The sequence below is a fragment of the Kluyvera sp. 1366 genome (genome assembly GCF_054823405.1).
In genome coordinates this window covers 1-21,769 of the sequence record NZ_JBTRDW010000001.1, presented here as the reverse complement: position 1 = coordinate 21,769, position 21,769 = coordinate 1, and the positions used below count along the sequence as shown (strand labels likewise).

Genomic DNA, 21,769 nt, shown 5'->3' with positions numbered 1-21,769 from the left:
ACCCGGACGCGTCAGGCGTGTCCGGGTTTTTGTGTTGGCTAAAAATCATTTATCTAATTGATTTTAATGTAAATTTATATCAAGAATTGTTGTTTTGGCGCAGCCAGCAAAACGCTTATAACAATCTCACCTGCACTACAAAACAACAACGTGAGGCGTTATGAGTTCTCTTCCATTAGAAAACACCATTCCGGTTTCCGAACCGGTACGTTCGGTCAGTGATGTGGCAAGGCTGATAAACACTCGCACCAAAAATGACAACTACGCGCGCATGATTGTGTTCCTCGCGCTCGGCGGCGTGTTCCTCGACGCCTACGATCTCACCACGCTGTCGTACGGCATCGATGATGTGGTGCGCGAGTTTCAGCTCTCGCCGCTGCTCACCGGCTTAGTCACTTCCTCAATTATGGTTGGTACCATCGTCGGCAATCTGGTGGGCGGGTGGCTGACGGATAAATATGGCCGCTATTCGGTGTTCATGGCCGACATGCTGTTCTTTGTGGTTTCAGCGATTGCGGCGGGGTTAGCGCCGAACGTGTGGGTGCTGATTGGCGCGCGCTTCCTGATGGGCGTGGGCGTCGGCATCGATTTGCCGGTGGCGATGTCATATCTGGCGGAGTTCTCCAAATTCGCTGGTAAAGGCAACAAGGCATCCCGACTCGCAGCCTGGTGCCCGATGTGGTACGCCGCCTCAACGCTGTGCTTCCTGCTGATCTTCGCGCTCTACTTCCTGCTGCCGAAAGAGCATCTTGCCTGGCTGTGGCGCGCGTCGCTGCTGTTCGGTGCGGTGCCGGCGCTGCTAATCATCGCGGTGCGCAGCAAATTCATGAACGAATCGCCACTGTGGGCGGCGAATCAGGGCGATCTGAAATCCGCGGTGCGCATTCTGCGTGATTCCTACGGCATTCACGCGCACGAAGCGGAACACGAAGCGCCACCGGCTGCTGCGGCCCCTAAAGTGATTTTCCGCGTGCTGTTTGAGAAGCCGTGGCGCGAACGCACCATCGTCGCGGGCGTGATGAACATCTGTATCTCGTTTGAATACACCGCCATTGCCTTCTTCCTGCCGTCGATTCTGGCGCAGTTCCTCGGCGCGGGCGTGTTTGAAACCATCTCGGCATCGCTGGGACTCAACGCGCTGTTCGCCTTTACCGGCGGCCTGCTTGGCATGCGTCTGGCGTGGAAATATCCGTCGCGCCACGTCGCCATCGCTGGCTTTGCCCTGCAATTCTTTGCGCTGATCGCGCTGGCGTTAATTGGTCATCCGCAAGCCATCGCCGGAATCGTCTTTGCGGTATTGATGCTCGGCTTGTGGCTGTTTGCCGAAGGCTTCGGGCCGGGCGCGCAGCTGATGGTCTATCCAGCGCTTTCCTATCCAACCTCAATTCGCGCCACCGGCGTGGGCTTTAGCCGCGCACTTTCCGGCATCGGTAGCGCGTTAGCGCTGTTCATTCTGCCGATTCTGCAGGCCGCGCTCGGCACCAATATGTTTTGGGTGGTATCGCTGGCAGCGATCATCCCAATCTTCTTCCTGCTGGCGGTGCGCCACGAGCCCACGCTGCATGACATCGACGATCTTTCACCTCAGGAGTCACCATGAGTTTACTGGCAACAGGCACCGATTATGAGGCGCTGGCGGCGCACTTCCGGCCGATTTTCGCGCGCATCGCTGAAGGAACGGTAGCACGCGAGCGGGAACGTACTTTGCCGCATCAACCGATTAGCTGGCTGAAAGAGGCGGGATTTGGCACGGTGCGTATTCCGCAAGAGAAGGGCGGTTGGGGCGCATCGCTACCGCAGCTGTTCCAGCTGTTAACCGAGCTGGCAGAGGCCGACTCGAATCTGCCGCAGGCGCTGCGCGCGCATTTCGCTTTTGTCGAAGATCGATTGAATCAGCCGGATAGCGCGGAACGCGATCGCTGGTTTGGCCGTTTTATTGATGGCGAGCTGGTGGGCAGCGGCTGGACGGAAATTGGCACGGTAAAACTCGGCGATGTCATCACGCGCGTCACGCCAGGCGAAAGCGGCTGGACGCTGAGCGGCGAGAAGTTTTACAGCACCGGCACGCTGTTCGCCGACTGGATTGATGTCTATGCGCGCCGCAATGACAATCAGGGCGACGTTATCGCTCTGGTGAACACTCACCAACCCGGGGTGACGCGTGAGGACGACTGGGACGGCTTTGGCCAGCGCTTAACCGGCAGCGGCACCACGCGTTTCGCTAACGCCCATGTCGAGCAGGAACACGTCTACGATTTCGCCACCCGCTTCCGTTATCAAACCGCTTTCTATCAGCATGTCTTGCTGGCCACGCTGGCGGGAATCGGTCGTGCGGTGGCGCGCGATGGTGCGCAGGCGGTGGCGGCGCGAAATCGGGTTTACAGCCACGGCAACGGCGGCGCTGTGCGTCAGGATGCGCAGATTCTGCAGGTGATCGGTGAAATTACCAGCCTGGCGTTTGCGGTGGAAGCCACGGTGCTCCGCGCGACACATTCACTGCAATCAGCATATGTTGCCCACGTCAGCAACGATGAAGCGCAAATTGCCGCAGCAAATGTGCTGGCCGAAGCTGAAGCGGGGCAGGCGCAGGTGATTGCCAGCGAGCTGGTGACACGCGCCGCCACCGAGCTGTTTAACGCACTGGGCGCATCAGATACGCGCGTCAGCAAAGCGCTGGATCGTCACTGGCGCAACGCGCGAACCCTGTCATCACATAATCCGGTGGTGTACAAAGCGCGTGATATCGGCGACTGGAAAGTGAATGGCACCGCACCCACCAGTGTGTGGCAGATTGGCAGCGGAGAGGGCTGATAAAACCCGGTGCGCATAAATGCGCACCGGGCATGTAAGGTCGCCATTCATGGCGACCTGGTTGTTGGTAATGACTTACTTCTTATCCAGCGACCAGGTCGCGCTGCGCACATCCACTTTCACCGGCAACAGTCCCACGCGCGTAAAGGTATCCGCTAACGCCTGCTGCTCATCAAACACCTGCGGCGACATGCGTGACGCGCCGTAAGGCAGACGTTTAATGGTGGTTTGCCAGATGGCTTTATCCAGGCCGGTTGATTTCGACAGAATCGCTGCCGCATCATCCGGGTTCTTGTTGGCCCAATCGCTGAGTTTGCTCAACTCATCGACAACCTGTTTCGCAGTATCAGGATGACCTTCCGCGAACGGACGGCTGGCGAGATAGAAGGTGTAATGTGGCACTAATCCTTCCGCATTGCGGATTTCACGCGCACCGGCATTGGCTTCCACTTCGGCAAGGTATGGATCCCAAATCACCCATGCATCAATCGCGCCTTTCTGGAAAGCCGCGCGTGCATCGGCGGGCGGCAGATACACCGGCGTCACATCTTTGTAGTTAAGCCCCGCATCTTCCAGCGCTTTTACCAGCAGATAGTTAACGTCAGAGCCTTTGTTCAGACCGACACGTTTACCTTTCAAATCCGCTACGCTTTTAATGGCAGAATCTTTTGGCACCACGATGGCTTCGGTTTTTGGGTTAGCCGGTGAATGCCCAAGATAGATCAAATCGGCTTTCGCTGCCTGGGCGAAGGCAGGCGGCGCATCGCCGGTTGCCGCCAAATCAATGCTGCCAACGTTTAAGCCTTCCAGCATCTGCGGGCCCGCCGGGAACTCCACCCAGCGGATAGCGATGCCTTCCTTCTTAAAGGTTTCATCCAGCGTGCCGCGATATTTCAGCAGGGCAAAGATGTTGGCTTTTTGATAGCCGATGGTGACGGTTTCTGGGTTAGCGGCGAAAGCGTGCGTGGAGAGCAGGCCAACGCTGAGAGCTAAAGCGCTCAGGACAGGAAGTTTTGCTTTCATGATGATTCTCACGTGGTTTTTTTGTCACCTTAGCAAAGCCCTTATATAACCAATAAATAACTAATTTCGATCGCTTATAACTATTATATATGTGATCTGGATCATTCACTGTAATCAGCAAACGTGTCCGCCATTTCCATAGATGCCCATATAATTAGCACGGTAATAATTTGTATAACAAATCAAAATGCCATTGCCAAATGCTTCTGTCAGGATAAGCCATTCCGCTGCCTGCATAAGGTTTTACCCGTTCTATGAAGTGGTTTTCACGAAGCGCAATGCTGTTTTCTGCCAAAACCTGTCTTGCTGCCTTTCTGGCTTTTTACATTGCTCTGGAACTCAATCTCGATAAACCGGCCTGGTCACTGACTACAGTGTACGTTGCCTCGCAGCTCTATTCGGGATCAACGGTATCAAAATCGGTTTTCCGTTTCTTCGGCACCCTGCTGGGCGGCTTGTTTACGCTACTGATCTACCCCGCCACGGTGCAGGATCCGCTGCTGTTCAGCCTGTGCATTTCGCTTTGGGTGGCGGTTTGTCTCTATCTTTCGCTGCATGACCGCACGCCGAAAAGCTATGTGTTTATGCTGGCGGGCTACAGCGCGGCGATCATGGGTTTTCCCGATGTGGTGTCGCCCTCGGCCATCACCTACACGGTGATCTCGCGTGTTGAGGAGATCACCGTCGCCATCGTCTGCAGCAGCCTGGTGCATCGCCTGCTGTGGCCGGTCTCGATGCGCAATCTGTTAGAGCAGAGCGTGAACCTGTGGTATCAGAACGCGCGCAAGCTGTGCAGTGAACTGGTCACGGCGATGCCGGCTGAGAAGTCGGTGGAGCGCGAAGATATCCTGATTCAGATGGCCAACTATCCGCTTAACGTCGAAACGCTCATCACGCACTGCGTGTATGAAGGCGATGCCGCGCGGCGTCTGGTGCGCTTAGTCAGCGTGCAGTATCAGCATCTCTCCTATTTCATCCCCACGCTGACGGCAATCGAATCGCGCCTCAATTTGCTGGCGCAGCAGCAGATCCGTTTTCCCGACTATATCGCCGAGGTGTTTCAGCAATTTTTGCTGTGGCTAAATGGTGAAGATCAGCTGCCGGTGCGCGACCAGCTCAGCCACGCGCAAGATCAGCTGAAAAGGGCGTGGCAACAGGGCAGGCTCAACAGCGAAGAGAGCATTTTGCTGAGCGGATTGCTGGAGCGCTTACTCAATTTTGTGCGCATCGTTGATGCCTACCAAAGCGTAAGCGAGCGCGTCAGTGAATGGACGCCCGCGGTTAAAGCCGGAAAAATGGCGCGCGCGCACAAACACGTCGATCAGGGTTTGTTGCTGCTGTCATCGTTTACCGCGTTTATTGCCACCTTCGTTACCTGCCTATTTTGGATCGGCAGCGGCTGGGTGGATGGTGCCACCGCACCGATGATGGCGGCGGTGCTGTGTTCCTTCTTTGCCGGCATGGACAGCCCGATTGCGCCGATGAAACTGTTCCTGAAAGGGGTGCTGATCTCTGTGGTGATCAGCCTGCTGTATATCACCTTGCTGATTCCGCAGGCGGTGACCTTCGAAGCGCTGGTGATTTGCCTTGCGCCGGGCTTGCTGGCGCTGGGATTGGTTATCGCCAATCCGTCAACCAACCTGATTGGTCTGATTGTCGCCACGCAGATTCCCGGGCTGATTGGCATGAGCCACAACTTCAAGCCCGATCTACAGCTTATAGTGAACGCTATTCTTTCGACGCTGGTGGGCATTACCTTCGCGGTGGTGATCACGGCGCTGATCCGCAACAAGCGCCCGTCGTGGACCGCCAAACGCGCGGTGCGCAAAGGTATCCGCGAGCTGCTGCAGTTTATCGCCACGGTGCGGCTCAACAGCGTCACGCTGACCGCGCGTCAGCAGTTTGTCTCGCGCACGCTGGATAAGGTCAACATTATTCTGCCGCGTAAGCGTGTTGATCCGGTGCCGGAGTTGGTCTCCGGCGGCAATCTAATTGCCGAAGCCTGGCTGGGCGCAAACTGCTACGACTATTACACGCGTCATCGTGAGCTGCTGCTGGCGCATCACATCGAAAGCGCGGCGATGTTCCATGAGCTGAGTCAGTTCCTCAAGCGTCGGTTAAAATCGCTGCAAACCACGCCGCAGCCGGAATTGTTAGCGGAATTGAATACGTTGTTGCTGCGGCTGGAAGCGGCAGCGTTGCAGGAGAACACGCTGTTTGCGCCGATGTTCCACCTGTTCAATATTCGCTTATCGTTGTTTCCTGCAGCGCGCTGGCCGGAAAACCATTACAGTGCTGAGCAGCATGTTTAAAACGGAGTTAAGCAGATGAAAATGATCGGTTTGATTGGCGGAATGAGCTGGGAATCCACCGCGCTCTATTACCGAATTATCAATGAGCAGGTGAAGCAGCAGCTGGGGGGTTTGCACTCCGCGCGCAGCCTGATGTACAGCGTCGATTTCCATGAAATCGAAAAGCTACAGGTGGCAGGCGAGTGGCAAAAAGCCGGCGAGATCCTGGCAGAAGCGGCGCTCAGTCTGGAAAAGGGCGGCGCGGATTTTATTGTGCTCTGTACCAATACCATGCACAAAGTCGCGCAGCAGATCACTGATGCGGTCCGCATTCCGCTGCTGCATATCGCCGATGCCACCGCACAACGCATTCGTCAGGCGGGCGTAAAAAAAGTCGGCTTGCTAGCAACGGCGTTCACCATGGAACAGGAATTCTACAAAGGCCGACTTAATCAGTCGGAGATCGACGTTTTGGTTCCCGATGCAGCCGGTCGTAAAGTGGTGCACGACATCATTTATCAGGAACTCTGTCTTGGCGTGATCCGCGATGAATCTCGTGCGCAATACCGCAAGATTATTGCTGAGCTGGTGGAGCAGGGCGCAGAAGCGATCATTCTCGGCTGCACCGAAATCACCTTACTGGTAAAAGCGGAAGATGCCAGCGTGCCGCTGTTCGATACGACCTTGATCCACGCAGAAGACGCCGTAAAACTCGCACTCGGGTAATTACGACCAGGTGCGCAAATTTGCGCACCTAAACCTATTTATGAGGTGCGCTTTAACTTGCGCGCCAACACCTGCAACTGCTGCGCAATCTCCGCCACATCCACCTCATCTTGCTGCGGCGTCGCCGTGGTTTCCCGCAACACCAACTCGGTTTCCAGCGTCTTCTCTGCCACATCGCCGCCTTCCAGCTGCGCCAGCAAGCGATCAACGCTTACCGCGCCCAACTGCTGCAAATCCTGACGCACGGTGGTTAATGGCGGCTGATACCACGCGCTTTCCGCGGTATCGTCGTAGCCAATCAGCGAAATCTCCGCCGGGATCTTCACGCCGTGCTGATGCAGCGCGCGCATCGCGCCGAGCGCCATTTGATCGTTAGCCACCAGCAGCGCTTGCGGCAGAGTGTTGGGCAACTGCGCCTGCAGCGCCTGATAACCCGATGCCGCGCTCCAGTCACCGCTCAGCACGCAGAATGGCTTGAGCTGGTGCGCCGCCAGCGCCTGTTGCCACGCGGCATAACGCGCGCGCGCCGAGGCAGAACTTTCCGGTCCATTTAACACGCCAATCTGGCGATGGCCGAGCGCCACCAGATGATCAACCGCCTGCTGCGCACCGGATTCGCTCTGATACTGGCATTGCGCCACTTCAGCACTGCGCTCCACATCGAGAAACAGCACCGGCTTGTTGTCGCACTGTTGCTGAATCTGCGCAGCCTGCGCCGCATCGAGCGGCAGGTTAATGAGTAGCGCATCCACGCGCTGCGCCAGCAGTTCATTCACTGTATCCTGCGGCGCATTATCGGGATTCGCCATGGCGATCACCAGATGATAACCCTGCGCCGCCGCCCGTTGCTGAATCGCCGAAGCGATCTGCGCGGGCGCCATCAAGGCTAAATCGCTGGTGGCGAGACCCAGCGTGCGGGTGTTTTTGCCCGCCAGCTGCTGCGCCACGCGATTCGGCACATAGTTGAGCTGCTGCATCGCGGCTTCTACTTTGGCGCGGGTGCGCGGCGAAACCTGCTCGGAATGGTTGAGGACGCGGGAAACGGTTTGATAAGAAACCCCAGCCAGATGAGCAACATCGTCGAGGGTTACGGAGCGCGCAGTCATGAATCTCTCCTGAAGATTGAGCTGCGAGTGTAGCAAATTTTTCCCTGCCGACACGCACTTAAGCCGCTACACTGCCAAAGGTAAAAAGAGGAGAACCGGATGCAGCTCAATAACCATCAGATTCAGGATATCAACACCCTGGCGGCCTGGCTGGCGCTGGATCAGATGCCACAAGATGGCACGCTCGACATCGATTTAGCCATTCTCGCTGGTCACGCGGTCCTGCCGAACGTGGAAGCGGTGATTGCCGTGGCGAAAAAGTATCAGCTGCCGTTATTGATCAGCGGCGGCACCGGTCACTCAACCTCGCTGCTGGTGGAGATGCTTGCCGCACATCCGCTGTATCGCCAAATCGACAGCAAAGGCAAAAGCGAAGCCGAGTTGCTGGGCGATGTCGCCCGCGTATTTGCCGCGCTGCCGGACGATTTGCTGCTGCTGGAAACCGCATCACGCAACTGCGGGGAAAACGCCGCCTTCAGCCAAACGCTGCTGGATGAGCACAGCTGGCAGCCGCAGCGCGTGCTGCTGGTGCAGGATCCGCTGATGCAGCGTCGCACCTGGGAAACCTTCCGCTATCAATGGCGCGATCGTGCGGATGCACCGGAATTTATCAGCTGGCCGGTATTTGTGCCGCAGGTGATGATGGACGCGGGCATGCTGCGCATCATCGGCGCGCCGCCGCAAGGATTGTGGTCGATGGAGCGTTTTCTGTCGCTGCTGATGGGTGAAATCCAGCGCCTGCGCGACGATGAAAACGGCTACGGGCCGCGCGGAAAAGGTTTTCTTGGCCACGTCGAGGTGCCAGAAGCGGTGGAAGCCGGTTGGCAACGCCTGAAGCAGTTGCCCGGCGTGCAGTCACGGTTGTGATGTTTCGGTCGCCATGAATGGCGACCAACGTTATCGGTTCTGCACATACACCTGCAAATTGACATACACCGCGTTTAGCAACGGCGTCACTACGCCGCTGCGTGCGCCGCGCACCAGCAGATCGCCAATCACCTGATCGGCCTCAATCTCAAAGCCCTGGGTTAAATCGCGGTACATCGACGAGGTCATCGCCGCTTGAGGATTGTTCAGCGTCTCATAAATCTTCGCCGTCACCGCCGGACGCTGCTGATAACCTTCCGCACTCAGCACCGCCAACACTTCGCCAAAAACGCCTTGCAGCAGCGCTTCGCCACCTTTTGACGTCAGCACCTGTTGCGTATTGCCACGCGCGATACAACACACCGCACCCAGTGTGCTGAGCAGCAACCATTTTTCCCACAGCTCGCTGATGATGTTGTCGGCAAACACCGTATCAAACTGCGCCGCACGCAGCGCTTCATCCACGCGCTGCAAACGCGCATCGTTGTGACCGTCCAGCGCGCCGTAATAGAGAATATGCAGCGGTGTCATCTGCATCACTTCGCCATTTTCTCCCAGCGTGGCGTTGATTTTGCACAAACCGCCAATCACCTTGTCGCCAAAGCGCGCGCGCAGCGTATCGAAATGGCGCATGCCGTTGAGGATCGGCATGATCAGCGTGTCCGGACCGACGGCGGGCGCGATGTCACTCATCGCCTGATCCAGCGCGAAGCTTTTCACCGTCAAGATAATCAGATCGTAATGGCCATCAAGCGAACCGGCCTGCGCCAGCTGCGGCTGAATCACTTCGCTGCCGCCGGGGGTTTTCAGCACCAGACCGGTTTGCTGCAACTGTTGAAAACGGCGCTCGCGCACCAGAAAAGTCACATCACGTCCTGCTTGCGCCAGACGCGCACCAAAATAGCCGCCGGTGGCGCCGGCGCCGACTACCAGAATACGCATGGTCAATTTTCCCGTTGAGAGTGAAAGTCTTACCTTAAAGTGACCGGCGACGGCTTTCCAGCCCGTAAATGCTGAATCACCTGCAAGTTTTTAACGATGTTTAAAAAAGGCTCAAACTGTTCGTATTTACTCGTACAATAGGTTTAGGCTGTTGCGCAGCGGCGGGCAATGGTGCGCGCCGCAGAACGAGTCGAATGACTAAGGACGCATCATGCCCCGAACCCTCCCCATCGAACGTTATCGCAACATCGGCATCTCCGCGCACATCGATGCCGGTAAAACCACCACCACCGAGCGCATCCTGTTTTACACCGGAATGAGCCACAAGTTAGGTGAAGTGCACGATGGCGCGGCAACCACTGACTGGATGGCGCAGGAGCAGGAGCGTGGGATCACCATTACCTCGGCGGCGGTGAGCTGCTTCTGGCCAGGGATGGACGGCAGCTTTACGCCGCACCGTATCAACATCATCGATACGCCCGGACACGTCGATTTCACCATTGAAGTTGAGCGCTCAATGCGCGTACTCGATGGCGCGGTGATGGTGTATGACGCGGTTGGCGGCGTGCAGCCGCAGTCTGAAACCGTGTGGCGCCAGGCCAACAAATATCATGTGCCGCGCATCGCCTTCGTCAATAAAATGGACCGTCAGGGCGCGGACTTCTTCCGCGTGGTGCAGATGATGAAAGATCGCCTGCACGCCAATCCGGTGCCGATTGTCATTCCCATCGGCGCGGAAGAGCACTTTAGCGGCGTGGTCGATCTTAACAAAATGCGCGCTATTTACTGGGACGACGCCAGCCAGGGCATGAGCTTTAGCTATGCGCCGATTCCTGATGAGTTGCAGGCACTCGCTGCTGAGTGGCGCGAGAACATGGTGGCAGCGGCGGCAGAAGCCAGCGAAGCACTGATGGATCGTTATCTGGAGCAGGGCGATCTCAGTGAAGAGGAGGTGGTTGCCGGATTGCGTCAGCGCACCTTGCTCGGTGAAATCCAGCCGATGCTGTGCGGCAGCGCGTTCAAAAACAAAGGCGTGCAGCGCATGCTCGACGCGGTGATTGAGCTTATGCCTTCGCCGCTCGACGTACCGGCGGTGAGCGGCGTCAACGAGCAGGGCGAACACGATGAACGTCATGCGGATGACAGCGAGCCGTTCTCGGCGCTGGCGTTCAAGCTGATGAGCGATCCCTACGTGGGTCAGCTGACTTTCGTGCGCGTCTATTCCGGCGTGCTGCGTAAAGGCGACAGCGTGTGGAACGCGGTGAAAGGGCGCAAAGAGCGTATCGGTCGCATCGTACAGATGCAGGCCAATGACCGTATTGAGATCGAAGAGATTCGTGCCGGCGATATCGCCGCCTGCGTGGGTTTGAAAGAGGTCACCACCGGCGAAACGCTGTGCGATCCCCATGCGGTGATCACACTTGAGCGCATGGAGTTTCCTGATCCGGTGATTTCGCTGTCGATTGAGCCGAAAACCAAGAGCGATCAGGAGAAAATGGGCCTGGCGCTGCAGCGGCTGGCGGCCGAAGATCCGTCGTTCCGTCTGCACACCGATGAGGAATCGGGCCAGACGATTATTTCCGGCATGGGCGAGCTGCATCTGGAGATTATCGTGGATCGCATGAAGCGCGAGTTTGGCGTGGAAGCCAACATCGGTCGGCCGCAGTTTACCTATCGCGAAACCATTCGCAAAACGGTGCGTGAAGTGGAAGGTAAGTTTGTGCGCCAGTCGGGCGGTAAAGGTCAGTACGGCCATGTGGTGCTGACGCTGGAACCGCAGCAGGCGGGGGCCGGATTTGCCTTTGAAGACGCCACCAAAGGCGGCGTAGTACCGCGCGAGTTCATTCCTTCGGTGGAGAAGGGGATTCGTGAAGCGCTGAACAGCGGCGTGCTGGCTGGTTATCCGGTGGTGGACATCAAAGCCACGCTGACGTTTGGTTCGTACCACGATGTCGATTCATCGGAAATGGCATTCCGTATGGCGGCGATCTTTGGTTTCAAAGCCGCCGCGAAACTGGCCGATCCGGTGATCCTCGAACCGCTGATGCAGGTGGAAGTGGAAACGCCGGAAGAGTATGCCGGTGGCGTGATGGGCGATTTGTCGGCGCGGCGCGGTACGCTGCAAGGCATGGATGAACGCTTTGGTGCACGCATTATTCGCGCCGAAGTGCCGCTGTCCGAGATGTTTGGCTACGCCACCACGCTACGATCGATGTCGCAAGGCCGCGCCACTTACAGCATGGAGTTTGCGCACTATGCGGAAGCACCCCGCAACGTGGCTGAAAGCATCATCGCCGCACGCGCCTAAGCTTTAGTGTGAAATCAGACCGGGCACAGAGGTAACACTTCTTGCCCGGCCTACTTTTAAATCGACCTGTCGACCGCGTGAGTCATTTAGCACCAAAAATGGACAGTTAATTTCCGCCAGGAAGCCGATAGTATTCGCAGAATCAGGGATATTTATCGGAAATTAATCATGGATGTCATTTATCTGGATCAGTCTTGCTACCACCAGCAGGGCTTAATTGCGCTGCTGGAACATTCAAGTATCACTTGCTGTAATACGCTTCGAGAAATGAAGACGCTGATGCGTGACAGGGAAAAAACCGCCACTCTTTCACCAATCATTATTTTTGATCTGCCAGAAAACTTCCGCACGGCGCTGGCTCAGATAGATTATCTGACCAGACTGAAAATCACCTTGAACGCGACGCTGATTTTCTTTTCGGATTCAGTGAAAAACAAGATTAACTACAGCAGCCATGCCATCGCAGCCGATTGTTTTATCGATAAAAAATCTTCAACCGGTGCCATTAGTACTAAGCTGGCAATGATGCTGTGCCAGCACAAAAGCGACCAGCTAATGACGGCTCCCGGATTAAATAATCATTTAACCAGGAAGGAGTTTAACTTTCTGCGATGCTTATTCACTTACGAATCGATTGAAGATGTGGCGAAAATAACCGGAATAAATAAAAAAACGCTTTATAGCCATCAGAATAAAATTGTTAAAAAACTCAATCTGAAAAACAGCCTGCACCTCTACCAGCGTTTTACTAATAACTTTTAAACCACCAATCGATTGCCTAATGCTGATAATATAATAATCGCATCAAATCATTGCACATTCCGTAGCGGCGCGATTTATCGCACAATAAATTGCGCCGCTACAGTGTGTGCGCTCGGTAATTGCAGTTTTTATGACATCACCGCCCGCGCCATTATTGCGTCGTCGGAGTATAAATAATTCTCAACGTCCCCTGATAACGGCCCGCTGTTTTTGACGATAACGTGAAGGCGGGTGTGACAAGCTGCATCGGCGCAGGAACGCACAGCACTGAATTGCTCTGTCCCGGTAACACCACCCGTCGCAACACACCTCTGTTGGTGCCACTCCAGATAATCTCACTGCCGTTCTCAACCACCTGACGCGCTTTGGTCAGCGGGTTGATTACTTCAATCGCATAATCGAGGCGATTTTGCGCCAGAGTTTTATCCGCGCCTGTGCGATATAGCGAAAACAACCCTGTTCCCCGGCCGGGCGCGGCTGCACCTTCGTCCTGAAACAACAGGCTAACCCGGTTGCTGTCAGAATTATTGCCGTCGTACAGGCACATATCCAGCGAACGGCTGCCGCTGACGGTGGTAGTGGCGCGCGCTCCGGGGAAGGTTTTTAAACCGAGATCCACAGTGGCGGCTGCATTGCCAAACTCCGGCAGATAGATCTGCTGGTTGCCGTAATCTGTCACCTTAAAGGTCATGTTGGCGATCCAGTCACCCATTTTCGTCACATTGGTACAACCCACGTTTACGTTTTGTGAATTTCCGGTGCAGGACGTCACTGGCCACTGCATCAGCGACATTTTCAGCGTCGCGCTCCAGGTGCCCGCCGATGGGAATTTACTCAGCTCTGAAGAGGGAAGATAAGCCGAATAATCGGTGCCATCGCCACGTGGCGTGACGGCCCCGCCAAAGGCATTCATCGGCACCAGATTAGTCGCCACCACCACATTATTCAGCGAGCGTCTTTTGGTGAGATAGACATTCAGTACCAACGTCTGTTTGGTGCTGCTTTCGGTAAACAACAGTGGAACGGGGTAGGGTGACGGCGACGCTTCAAGCCAGACAGGTAATGTCAGGCAGGCACCATATTGATTGCTGGTGCGCGACTGGCAAACCAGCGTATTGCGGCCCCATTTTGGTGCGTCATTGGTATCGTAACCGCCATTTTCATTGGTCCAGATCGGCAATTGCGCCGGTACTGACATGCGGTCAAAGGTTACGGCAACGCTGGTATTGCGCCCTGAAGGCGTGAGCATGGCGGCCTGCACCTGCATGCCCGCGATGAGGGCCAACAGCGTCAGCGCGCTAAGAAATCTACTTTTCATCCAAAATCCCTATTGTTGTTGCGGCGAAGAAGGCGCGGTGCGTGCCAGCGGAACCTCATCCGCCTGGCGGGTGACAATCAGCATTTTTGCCCGCTGCTGCACATCCTGCGGCACGGAAGCCAGCTCGATGGGTTGGCAGTCGCTGTCGCCGACATAGCGCACTACGTCATGGGTGCTTTTCACCTTCATTTCACAGCGGTACATCTGCATGCCGCGCACCATGTACAGATTTTTTATGCGGTGATCGGTCTCGGCGCTGAATCCGCCCTGGCCTAAACCGGACCAGCTGGCGACATTCAGCGGCGTGGCACCTTCCAGTGGACGCTGTTGATTGATCATCAGCCTGCCAAGCCAGGTGTAGCGCGAAACAATATTCACTTTGCTCACCAGCATGCGGCCCGGCGCGATAAACAGCGTGCGTCGTCCGGCACCTTGGGTGATTTCACTGCGCATGCCGTCGGTGGATTCGATGGAATCGTTGATGCTGATCGCGCTCTGGGTGTAAGCCGGTACGCTAAATAACGTGCGGCCGGTGCCGTGCAGGCTGGCGCTGCCCGCGCCATCAACGGAGACATCCACCCGCGTGTCGCGGCTTTCATCGCTGCTTGCCACATGTACGCCCACCGCCGCCCCGGGCAGGCCGTTGCCCCACTTGCCCCAATAGAGGCCGGAACGCGCTACCGCCAATGAGGAGTTGTAGCTGCCGCTGCTGCTGAAGCGCTGAGCGGATGAACCGGACGACGCAGAGCTGAATGACAGGCTGCCGCTGCCGTATTCGCCCGCAGTTTTGCCGTAAACGGAAGCATTCAGAGTATTTTCCTGATTACCGTTAAGGTTCACGCCGATCTCCTGCTGATTCTGCGCATCGAAATACCAGTTTTGCGCCACGTTATAGCCAACCTGATCCTTGTTGTTGCGATCGGTTTGGTAGGTCATGCCGAGCGAACTGTAGCTCGAACGTGAATCGATGGTTGGCGTGCTGACGCGCGAGAGTGAGACGGAGAGGAAGCCACCGTTGTCGCGCTGAGTTCCGCTGCTGCTGGTGCGGGTAAAGAGATTGGCGCTGGTATTAATATTGAGTCCGTTGACGCTAAAGCCGCGCCCCAGGCCAGCCTGCCAGGTGGTAGTCTGCGTTTTACTGTAGATGTTGCGGCGCGCCCACTGCGGCACGACGCCGTTATCATCCCACTGCACCGGAAGCACATTGCGGCCCTCGTTCTTGCTGGCGCTATAACCGGCATTCAGATACCAGCTTTTTACCGGCACGCTGAACATCAGGCTGCTGCTCTGGTAGCACCCGCTAAAACCGTATTGCCCACCGTTGTTGCTGTAGCAATCCTGCGCATACAGGGCGCTGCGGTAGAAACTGAGGGAAAATCCGTCGTTATAAGCGACCTGCTGGACATTGCCGCGTGAGCCTTCGCTGCCTTTCAGGTAGCTAAAGCGGGTGGTGAGGATGCCGTCGAGCAGCGGATTATCAAATCCGTGGCTCCAGTCGAGTGCGCTTTCGATAAAGCGGTTGCGGTTGGTCACGGCGACACCGCCGGTCAGCGCAGCGTCTTGCATCACAGGCACTTTGATGCCCGCCTGCATCACACGGCGATCTGCACCCGATTGCGATGCAGTGCCGTTGCCCTGCATCTCGCGATCGGGAATGGAGCCGCCTTGCACAAACCATTCAATGTTCTGGCTGGTGGCATTACCGGTGCGGCTGAAAGGAACCTGTTGGGTACGCGACAACTTATTATCTTCATAGATACGTAGCGTCACGCTATAGCTACCATTGGGAAAGGCGCTGGTATCAAGATTCTGCGTGCCGGCATTCAGGTAAAAGGTGCCAAGCAGTTGCTGCCCGCGATAAGCATCAATACGCGACGGGCGGGTAATAAAGACAGTGACCGGCGTGCCTTGCGCCGCCTGTGCGCGGTTCATCCAGGCGAGCGTCGAACCGACGCGCGCACCTTCGATGGTGCTGAGCGGCAGTTGGCTTAAGGTAATGTTGCCGCCGGCGTTGCTGAAGATATCGCGCGAATCCATGCGTCCGGCCTGCACATAATAGCGTTTGCCGAGATCGCGGCGCAGAAACACGTTGTTAAAACGCACTTCCTGATGACTTTGCTGCCGGTATTTTTGCGCCAGATAGTCCCAGTCAATTCCGGCATAGCTATTTTCAGTGAATCCTAGCGCGCCCGCCCCCTGCAGCGATAACGTCTGGTCATCGCGGTTGGTGACGAAGTTAATATTCTGCTGATGAATAAACGCCGCTTCCGTTTCGGCGGTCTGCTGGTAATAGGGCGATGAGTTGTCAGCCGCAAGCGGCACAAATTCCGGGCCGAGAAACAGCGCCACTTTGGCATTATTTTCGTCATAGATCAGCGCGAGGGAATCGGTTTCCAGATAGTCACAGCCCGCTGCGCCGCCGTTGCTGCTGCATGCCTTATTACCGTTGCGTGCCAAAGGTTCACTGATCAGATGGTCTAAGCGCTTTTCCTGCTGCGGATCTTTTTGATAATGCTGCATCACCGCCCGTGCGACCTGATGCGGTTTCAAGAACCTGACGCTATCCAGCGAAACAGAAGCTTCAAACAAGCCAAGCGATTGCCCGTAAACAGAAAGGTTGACCCACAGCGTCTGGCCGGTAACCAGCGATTCAAAACCAGGCGGAACCTGCGTGGCAGCACGAGGAGCAAGAGAAGGGATCAGGGTAATGAAAGAGGCTATTAAAGCGACGTGAATATTGACCTTCATTACAGCATCCTGCTGAAAAAGAATAATAAGGGGGCCGAGCGGCCCCCCGAAATAATTGATCAGTCAATGCCGACAAATTAGCTCTGCGTGGTGGCCTGCGTAATTAACAGGCTCACAACGCCGGAATAGGTGCCGGTTGCCAGCACGCCCGGCGTGGTCTGCGAAATTTTCAGTGGCAATACTGACGAACCGTTTGCGGTGCCCGCCGGGAACAGCGAGGCGTAAGTCAGGGCCGTGTTCGTGGTGGTGATCGGTTTTAAATCCGCACCCAGCGTGACGGTCAAAGGTACCGCTGTACCGGTAACGGTATTGTTAAGCTGAGCGGCACTCACCAGCGCAACGTTGATATTGGCAGTTTGCGAGTTCGACCAGATTTTGGTGTCCAGAGAATAGGTAGATAAACCACGGCCCGGAATATATTGCATATTAATGGTGCCGGGTAATGCGGTTCCGTCCGCCTGCGTCATATCCACCGTCGAATCAACATTCGCATTCACCGTAATATCTTTCTGCACCGCCTGTGCATTAAATACAGCCGTTAACGCAGCAGCGATGACTAGTGGTTTGATTAATTTTTGCATTTGTAGCTCCGTGAAAATCCTTGTACTGGCCGTAAATGACCGTCTCATGGGTAATGAACTGCTTTATAACAAACAGGTTGTTATTCCTTTAATACGTGTTGATCAGTGTCCGATAACGTACTCGGCGATATTCCGCGTATTGAGATCAACATGTTTTATTCTGACTTCCTGAGCAGCGGCTAATTCTGCCGAACTCCAGGCTTTAAAACGCAATGTCTCATCCGGATAAACCGTGGCGTGTTCTTTTTTCCACTGACAGCTGCTGCTATGTTGTTTTGAGCAAACCGCGACCTCACGAATCACTACGCGAACCGTGCCAGCGTTTTTGACTTCGCCTGATGCTGATTGCGTGAGCGATAATCTGGCATTACGCGGCGGAATATGTACCAGCACGCCCCAGACTAAATTGATGCCGACCTGGTTGCTGATGTTATTATTCTGCGGCGATTTATCTTTCAATTCATCCGGGGCAGCCACGGCCTCGAAGTAAACGCGCCAGGCAGTCTCTTTTTCTGGCGGTTGTAATGAAATCAGCCGAATAATGCGTTGTGAACCGGAAGCCAGCGCGAATTTATCCGGGGTGGCGATAAGCGATGGCGAAACGGCATCTTCAACCAATATTTCTTTTTCAAACGGTGTTGCAGGGCGCTCAATTCGCTTGATGCTGACGCGAATAAACTGCGCTTCACCGCTTTGCGATAATGTCTGCACCTGTGCCGCACCCTGATTATTTAGGGTGACTTCCATCGGATAGACACTCATATTCGCCCATGCCGCTGGCATGGAAATAAAACCCATTAGAATCAGTGGGTAAGCGAGTTTTTTCACCAGAGTATTATGGCTTAAAATAGCCATTGAAAGGCCGTGACGCAGTGTCTTATGCGGTGAGTCGTCCATGATAAATCCTTATAAATTCCATCAAAAATCTGTCGGATATTCCCTGTATGAATCGGCTTGGCTATAAACCAGTCTCACTTAACCAAGTGGAATAACCGTGCGTTAAGAAAGTTCTCATAGGGGCTTTGTTAAGTCACTGTCCATTTTTGTGGTTAATTTTTTTTAAGCCGTGCTACAAAGGGAATACTTGAGGAAATATCGCGACCTAACTTAATGAAATAATTGTAAAAACAAAGATCAATTTTCAGGCTTAGAAATGGGTATGTCAGCTCAGAATAAATCAAGCTTTACATAAAATAGTCCATTGATGGTAAGATCGTGCCCGGAAGGGCAAAAAGACCCATGTTAATCTTAAAATATTAACCTCAGAAATAATACCTCCATAAAGCATCATCAACCGCCTCTCAACAGGATTTAAATAAATCCAGGAGCATGAGGGTGATTTTTAAAAAAATTTTATAATTGATAACCAGGCACACCACACAGCAATATGAAAAGCAAACAGCAACTCACAGCATTAATTCACCAACGCGCAGCCGAAATTAAGTCAAATGACAACATCTCATTAGTTATGCAGAAGCATTACAAACTGTTGTTCAGACTGTATCTGACTAAGCCGCTCTATTTTAAAGTCATTTTCAAAGCTAATCGCTTTATTATCGGCTCGGCCATCATGGCGTACGCCTTCACCTCAGCAAACCCAACGCTGCGTGATGTAAAAGACTTTTGTAAAAAAACCGGTCTGATTAGCGACAACACTATTGATTCCTTTCTGCTCTTTATTCGGGTAGGTGGGCGTATGGAAGTTAAAAAGGACGCGCAGGATAAACGAAAGTTAACCTACACGGTGACCCGCAAAGCGCTGGATGAAACGCGGGCTTTAATTAATACCATGATGATTCCTTACGGTATGTTGTACGACGATTTCGATGTTTCGGCTTGCCTGAAAATGGAAAACTTTCATGCGGAATACTTCAAAAATTACGCTGAAATCACGCTCAAGCATGTTTACTTGTTCGATATGGTGCCAGAGAGTAAAGCCTTCATTTTCAGGGATGCCGGGCACATGCTGTTGATGGATCTGTACATCGAGAGTCTGCAACAAAAAACCACTGTTATTGAGTACAACTACCTGAAAGCGTCAGTGAAATGTGGGGTTTCGCGTTCGCACATCAAACGCTGCCTGCAGGACGCTGAAGCAGCCGGGTTGCTGACGCTGAACAAAACCAGTAATACGCTCATTTTGCATCTCTCCTTTATGCACATGGCGCTGGATTATTTTGCGGTCTATATGGCCATGGTCGAGTACGGATTACGCGGTTTATCGGGTGTGCCTCCACTACCGGCAAGCCTGTCACGATAATCTGTTTTTTCGCTGACTGGTGAATTGCCAAATTCAACAAATCGATTGCCACTATTGTCGTTTTACATTTATTTGTCCGGGTTTTAATAATTCAGCGGGAATTAATACAGGCCAGATTAAGGCCTTACATAATATTTACCTGCAATTACCAAGGACACTATGAAATTAACTTCAATAGCTTTGGCATTAGGTTTTAGCCTCTTGGGAAGCACGATTAACGCGGTAGCCGCCGACCAACCGGTAAGCGGCGGCAGCCTGACGGTCGGTGTTGAAACCGAGCCGACCACTTTTAACCCGCAGCTTAACGGTCAGGACAAAGCGGAAATCACGCTGCGTAACTTCTGGGAATCACTGCTGGCGCGCCGCCCGGATGGCAGCTTTGTGCCGTGGCTGGCGCAGAGTTATGAAGCCAGCCAGGATGGTAAAGTGATCCGCTTTAATCTGCGTCAGGACGTCACCTTCTCTAACGGCGAGAAGTTTGATGCCAACGCGGTGGCAGATAACTTCCGTCAAACTCAGGTCGCGCAATACTGCGCCGGCACCAGTTTGTGCCTGATGGGTTCGCATATTGAGAAGATTGAAACGCCGGACGATCACACGGTGGTGATCACCCTGAAAGAGGTCTACTCACCGTTTCTGTCCTTCGCTGCGGGCTTGCAGATTCTGGCGCCGGCCAGCTGGAAATCTCCACAGCTGAAATCGGGCGGCAAAGATCTGGCGGGCACCGGGCCGTTTATTCTCGAAAGCTATGAGAAAGGCCAGCAGGTGACCTATGTTAAAAACCCGAAATACAACTGGGCGCCAGCCACCGCGCAGCATCAGGGACCAGCGTATCTCGATCGCGTGACCTATCGCTTCCTGCCGGAATCTTCGGTGCGCACTGGCGCGCTGCTATCTGGTCAGGTTGATGCCATTGAAGGCATTTCCGGTAACGATGCCGGTGAGTTCAAAGACAATCCCGTCTTTACCTATCAGCATGCGCTGAATACCGGTACGCCATATTCCCTGTTCCTCAACGTGGAATATGGCCCGACGCAGGATGTGAAAGTGCGTCAGGCATTACTACAAGGGCTGGATATCGATCCGCTGCTGAAGTCGGTGTATCGCGGCGAACGCACCCGCGCGTGGGGCATTACTTCGCCTATCGATCCGCTTTACAACAAAGAGCTTGAGGGCAAATACGGTAACAATCCGGATGCGGCCAACAAGCTGCTGGATGAAGCAGGCTGGAAAACCCGCGATGGCGAAGGCTTCCGCACCAAAGATGGCCAGCGTCTGCGCATTGAGCTGATTCAGGCACAGGCAACGGTGCGCGACCAGCGCGATGTGCTGCTGCAGGCGATTCAGGCGCAGGCGCGTCAGCGTCTTGGCGTGGATCTCAAGCTGAACTACGTTGATTCTGGTACTTATGCCGATGTGCGTAAAAGCGGCAAGTTTGGCACCATCGCCAACTCCAACACGCCAACCGATGGCGTGGATATCGAAAACCACTATCGTCCGATCGCTCAGGGCGGCGCAATTAACTACAGCCGCGTCAACGATGAGAAGATCAATGGCTTGCTGGATAAAGCCGCCAGCACGCTGGATCTTAAGCAACGCCGCGATTTCTACAGCCAACTGCAGCAGGTCGCGCTACCGCAGCTGGCGCTGGCTGTGCCGCTCTACGAACCGGAAGATCAGTTAGCCACCGCCAGCTACGTGCACGGCTACGGTTTCCGCAGCTATAAGCAGATGCCAGAAAGCGTTTACGATGTGTGGGTAACTAAACCGTAATATCGCCCGTTCCGGCTCCGCCTTTCGCCCGCGTCCTGCGGGCTCTCCTGGCTTCCTAGCTTCGTTCAGCGCTGCGGATTGCCTGCCCAAAAGTGGCCCCGGCCTGCTTAAACTTCTGTGCGTGTTTTTGAAAAGGGCACATTTGCTAAAGGCGCTGGCGCGTCTGCTGCGGCAAAAGGGCTATCCGCAGCGCTGAGGCTTTTACGTTGGGCCAGGAGCCTCACGCAGGGATGCGTGAGGCAGTTCGGGGCCG

General features: G+C 54.7%; 16 protein-coding genes. 9 read left to right on the top strand and 7 right to left on the bottom strand.

Features of this window, described 5'->3' with window-relative positions; translation table 11 throughout:
• Nucleotides 1-160: 160 nt before the first annotated feature.
• Together ACVLVH_RS00080 and ACVLVH_RS00075 are read left to right on the top strand one after the other, a co-directional pair.
• The gene (locus ACVLVH_RS00080) at nt 161-1,600 is read left to right on the top strand and encodes an MFS transporter (RefSeq protein WP_498948276.1); all 1,440 of its coding nucleotides are present in this window, start codon (nt 161-163) and stop codon (nt 1,598-1,600) included.
• Nucleotides 1,597-2,811: an acyl-CoA dehydrogenase family protein gene (locus ACVLVH_RS00075; protein ID WP_192414678.1), complete on the top strand. Its 1,215-nt coding sequence runs from the start codon at nt 1,597-1,599 to the stop codon at nt 2,809-2,811. Before ACVLVH_RS00080 ends, ACVLVH_RS00075 begins: the two co-directional genes overlap by 4 nt.
• 75 nt (nt 2,812-2,886) lie before the next feature.
• Here ACVLVH_RS00075 and ACVLVH_RS00070 read toward each other — a convergent pair whose 3' ends face one another.
• A complete protein-coding gene (locus ACVLVH_RS00070) occupies nt 2,887-3,834 on the bottom strand; it encodes a sulfonate ABC transporter substrate-binding protein (RefSeq protein ID WP_192414676.1) in 948 nt (315 codons plus the stop codon).
• A 254-nt stretch (nt 3,835-4,088) separates the two neighbouring features.
• Between ACVLVH_RS00070 and ACVLVH_RS00065 the strand changes: the two genes are divergently transcribed.
• Together ACVLVH_RS00065 and ACVLVH_RS00060 are read left to right on the top strand one after the other, a co-directional pair.
• Nucleotides 4,089-6,146, top strand: coding sequence for an FUSC family protein (locus ACVLVH_RS00065; RefSeq protein ID WP_192414673.1), 2,058 nt, complete (start codon nt 4,089-4,091; stop codon nt 6,144-6,146).
• 15 nt (nt 6,147-6,161) lie between these two features.
• Complete coding sequence (locus ACVLVH_RS00060) at nt 6,162-6,851, top strand: aspartate/glutamate racemase family protein (RefSeq protein WP_192414671.1); 690 nt, start codon at nt 6,162-6,164, stop codon at nt 6,849-6,851.
• Between the two features lie 38 nt (nt 6,852-6,889).
• Here the strand turns inward: ACVLVH_RS00060 and ACVLVH_RS00055 are convergent, their stop codons facing one another.
• The gene (locus ACVLVH_RS00055) at nt 6,890-7,957 is read right to left on the bottom strand and encodes a LacI family DNA-binding transcriptional regulator (protein ID WP_277975164.1); all 1,068 of its coding nucleotides are present in this window, start codon (nt 7,955-7,957) and stop codon (nt 6,890-6,892) included.
• A 99-nt stretch (nt 7,958-8,056) separates the two neighbouring features.
• Between ACVLVH_RS00055 and ACVLVH_RS00050 the strand changes: the two genes are divergently transcribed.
• Nucleotides 8,057-8,824, top strand: a complete 768-nt coding sequence (locus ACVLVH_RS00050; RefSeq protein ID WP_498948273.1) for an ElyC/SanA/YdcF family protein — start codon at nt 8,057-8,059, stop codon at nt 8,822-8,824.
• 30 nt (nt 8,825-8,854) lie between these two features.
• Here ACVLVH_RS00050 and ACVLVH_RS00045 read toward each other — a convergent pair whose 3' ends face one another.
• Nucleotides 8,855-9,766, bottom strand: a complete 912-nt coding sequence (locus tag ACVLVH_RS00045; protein WP_192414667.1) for a ketopantoate reductase family protein — start codon at nt 9,764-9,766, stop codon at nt 8,855-8,857.
• A 211-nt stretch (nt 9,767-9,977) separates the two neighbouring features.
• Between ACVLVH_RS00045 and fusA the strand changes: the two genes are divergently transcribed.
• Together fusA and ACVLVH_RS00035 are read left to right on the top strand one after the other, a co-directional pair.
• Entirely contained in the window at nt 9,978-12,074 is a 2,097-nt protein-coding gene (gene fusA, locus ACVLVH_RS00040) for an elongation factor G (RefSeq protein WP_498948271.1), read from the top strand.
• A gap of 168 nt (nt 12,075-12,242) precedes the next feature.
• Nucleotides 12,243-12,836 (top strand): LuxR C-terminal-related transcriptional regulator, encoded by a 594-nt coding sequence (locus ACVLVH_RS00035; protein ID WP_192414663.1) that lies wholly within the window; start codon nt 12,243-12,245, stop codon nt 12,834-12,836.
• A gap of 151 nt (nt 12,837-12,987) precedes the next feature.
• On the opposite strand, the gene ACVLVH_RS00030 is transcribed toward ACVLVH_RS00035, so the two are convergent.
• The 4 genes from ACVLVH_RS00030 to ACVLVH_RS00015 all read right to left on the bottom strand — a co-directional run bounded on the left by ACVLVH_RS00030 (nt 12,988) and on the right by ACVLVH_RS00015 (nt 18,380).
• The gene (locus ACVLVH_RS00030) at nt 12,988-14,154 is read right to left on the bottom strand and encodes a CblD like pilus biogenesis initiator family protein (protein WP_192414661.1); all 1,167 of its coding nucleotides are present in this window, start codon (nt 14,152-14,154) and stop codon (nt 12,988-12,990) included.
• Nucleotides 14,155-14,163: 9 nt separating this feature from the next.
• The gene (locus ACVLVH_RS00025; protein ID WP_192414659.1) at nt 14,164-16,902 is read right to left on the bottom strand and encodes a TcfC E-set like domain-containing protein; all 2,739 of its coding nucleotides are present in this window, start codon (nt 16,900-16,902) and stop codon (nt 14,164-14,166) included.
• Nucleotides 16,903-16,979: 77 nt separating this feature from the next.
• Nucleotides 16,980-17,483 (bottom strand): CS1 type fimbrial major subunit, encoded by a 504-nt coding sequence (locus ACVLVH_RS00020; protein WP_101761189.1) that lies wholly within the window; start codon nt 17,481-17,483, stop codon nt 16,980-16,982.
• Nucleotides 17,484-17,585: 102 nt separating this feature from the next.
• Entirely contained in the window at nt 17,586-18,380 is a 795-nt protein-coding gene (locus ACVLVH_RS00015) for a fimbrial protein (RefSeq protein ID WP_498948268.1), read from the bottom strand.
• A 490-nt stretch (nt 18,381-18,870) separates the two neighbouring features.
• On the opposite strand from ACVLVH_RS00015, the gene ACVLVH_RS00010 reads away from it, so the two are divergent.
• Nucleotides 18,871-19,743 (top strand): hypothetical protein, encoded by an 873-nt coding sequence (locus ACVLVH_RS00010; RefSeq protein ID WP_192414654.1) that lies wholly within the window; start codon nt 18,871-18,873, stop codon nt 19,741-19,743.
• Between the two features lie 159 nt (nt 19,744-19,902).
• Nucleotides 19,903-21,516 carry an ABC transporter substrate-binding protein gene (locus ACVLVH_RS00005; RefSeq protein ID WP_498948266.1) on the top strand — a complete coding sequence of 538 codons (1,614 nt, stop codon included), beginning with the start codon at nt 19,903-19,905 and terminating at the stop codon, nt 21,514-21,516.
• Nucleotides 21,517-21,769 lie beyond the last annotated feature (253 nt).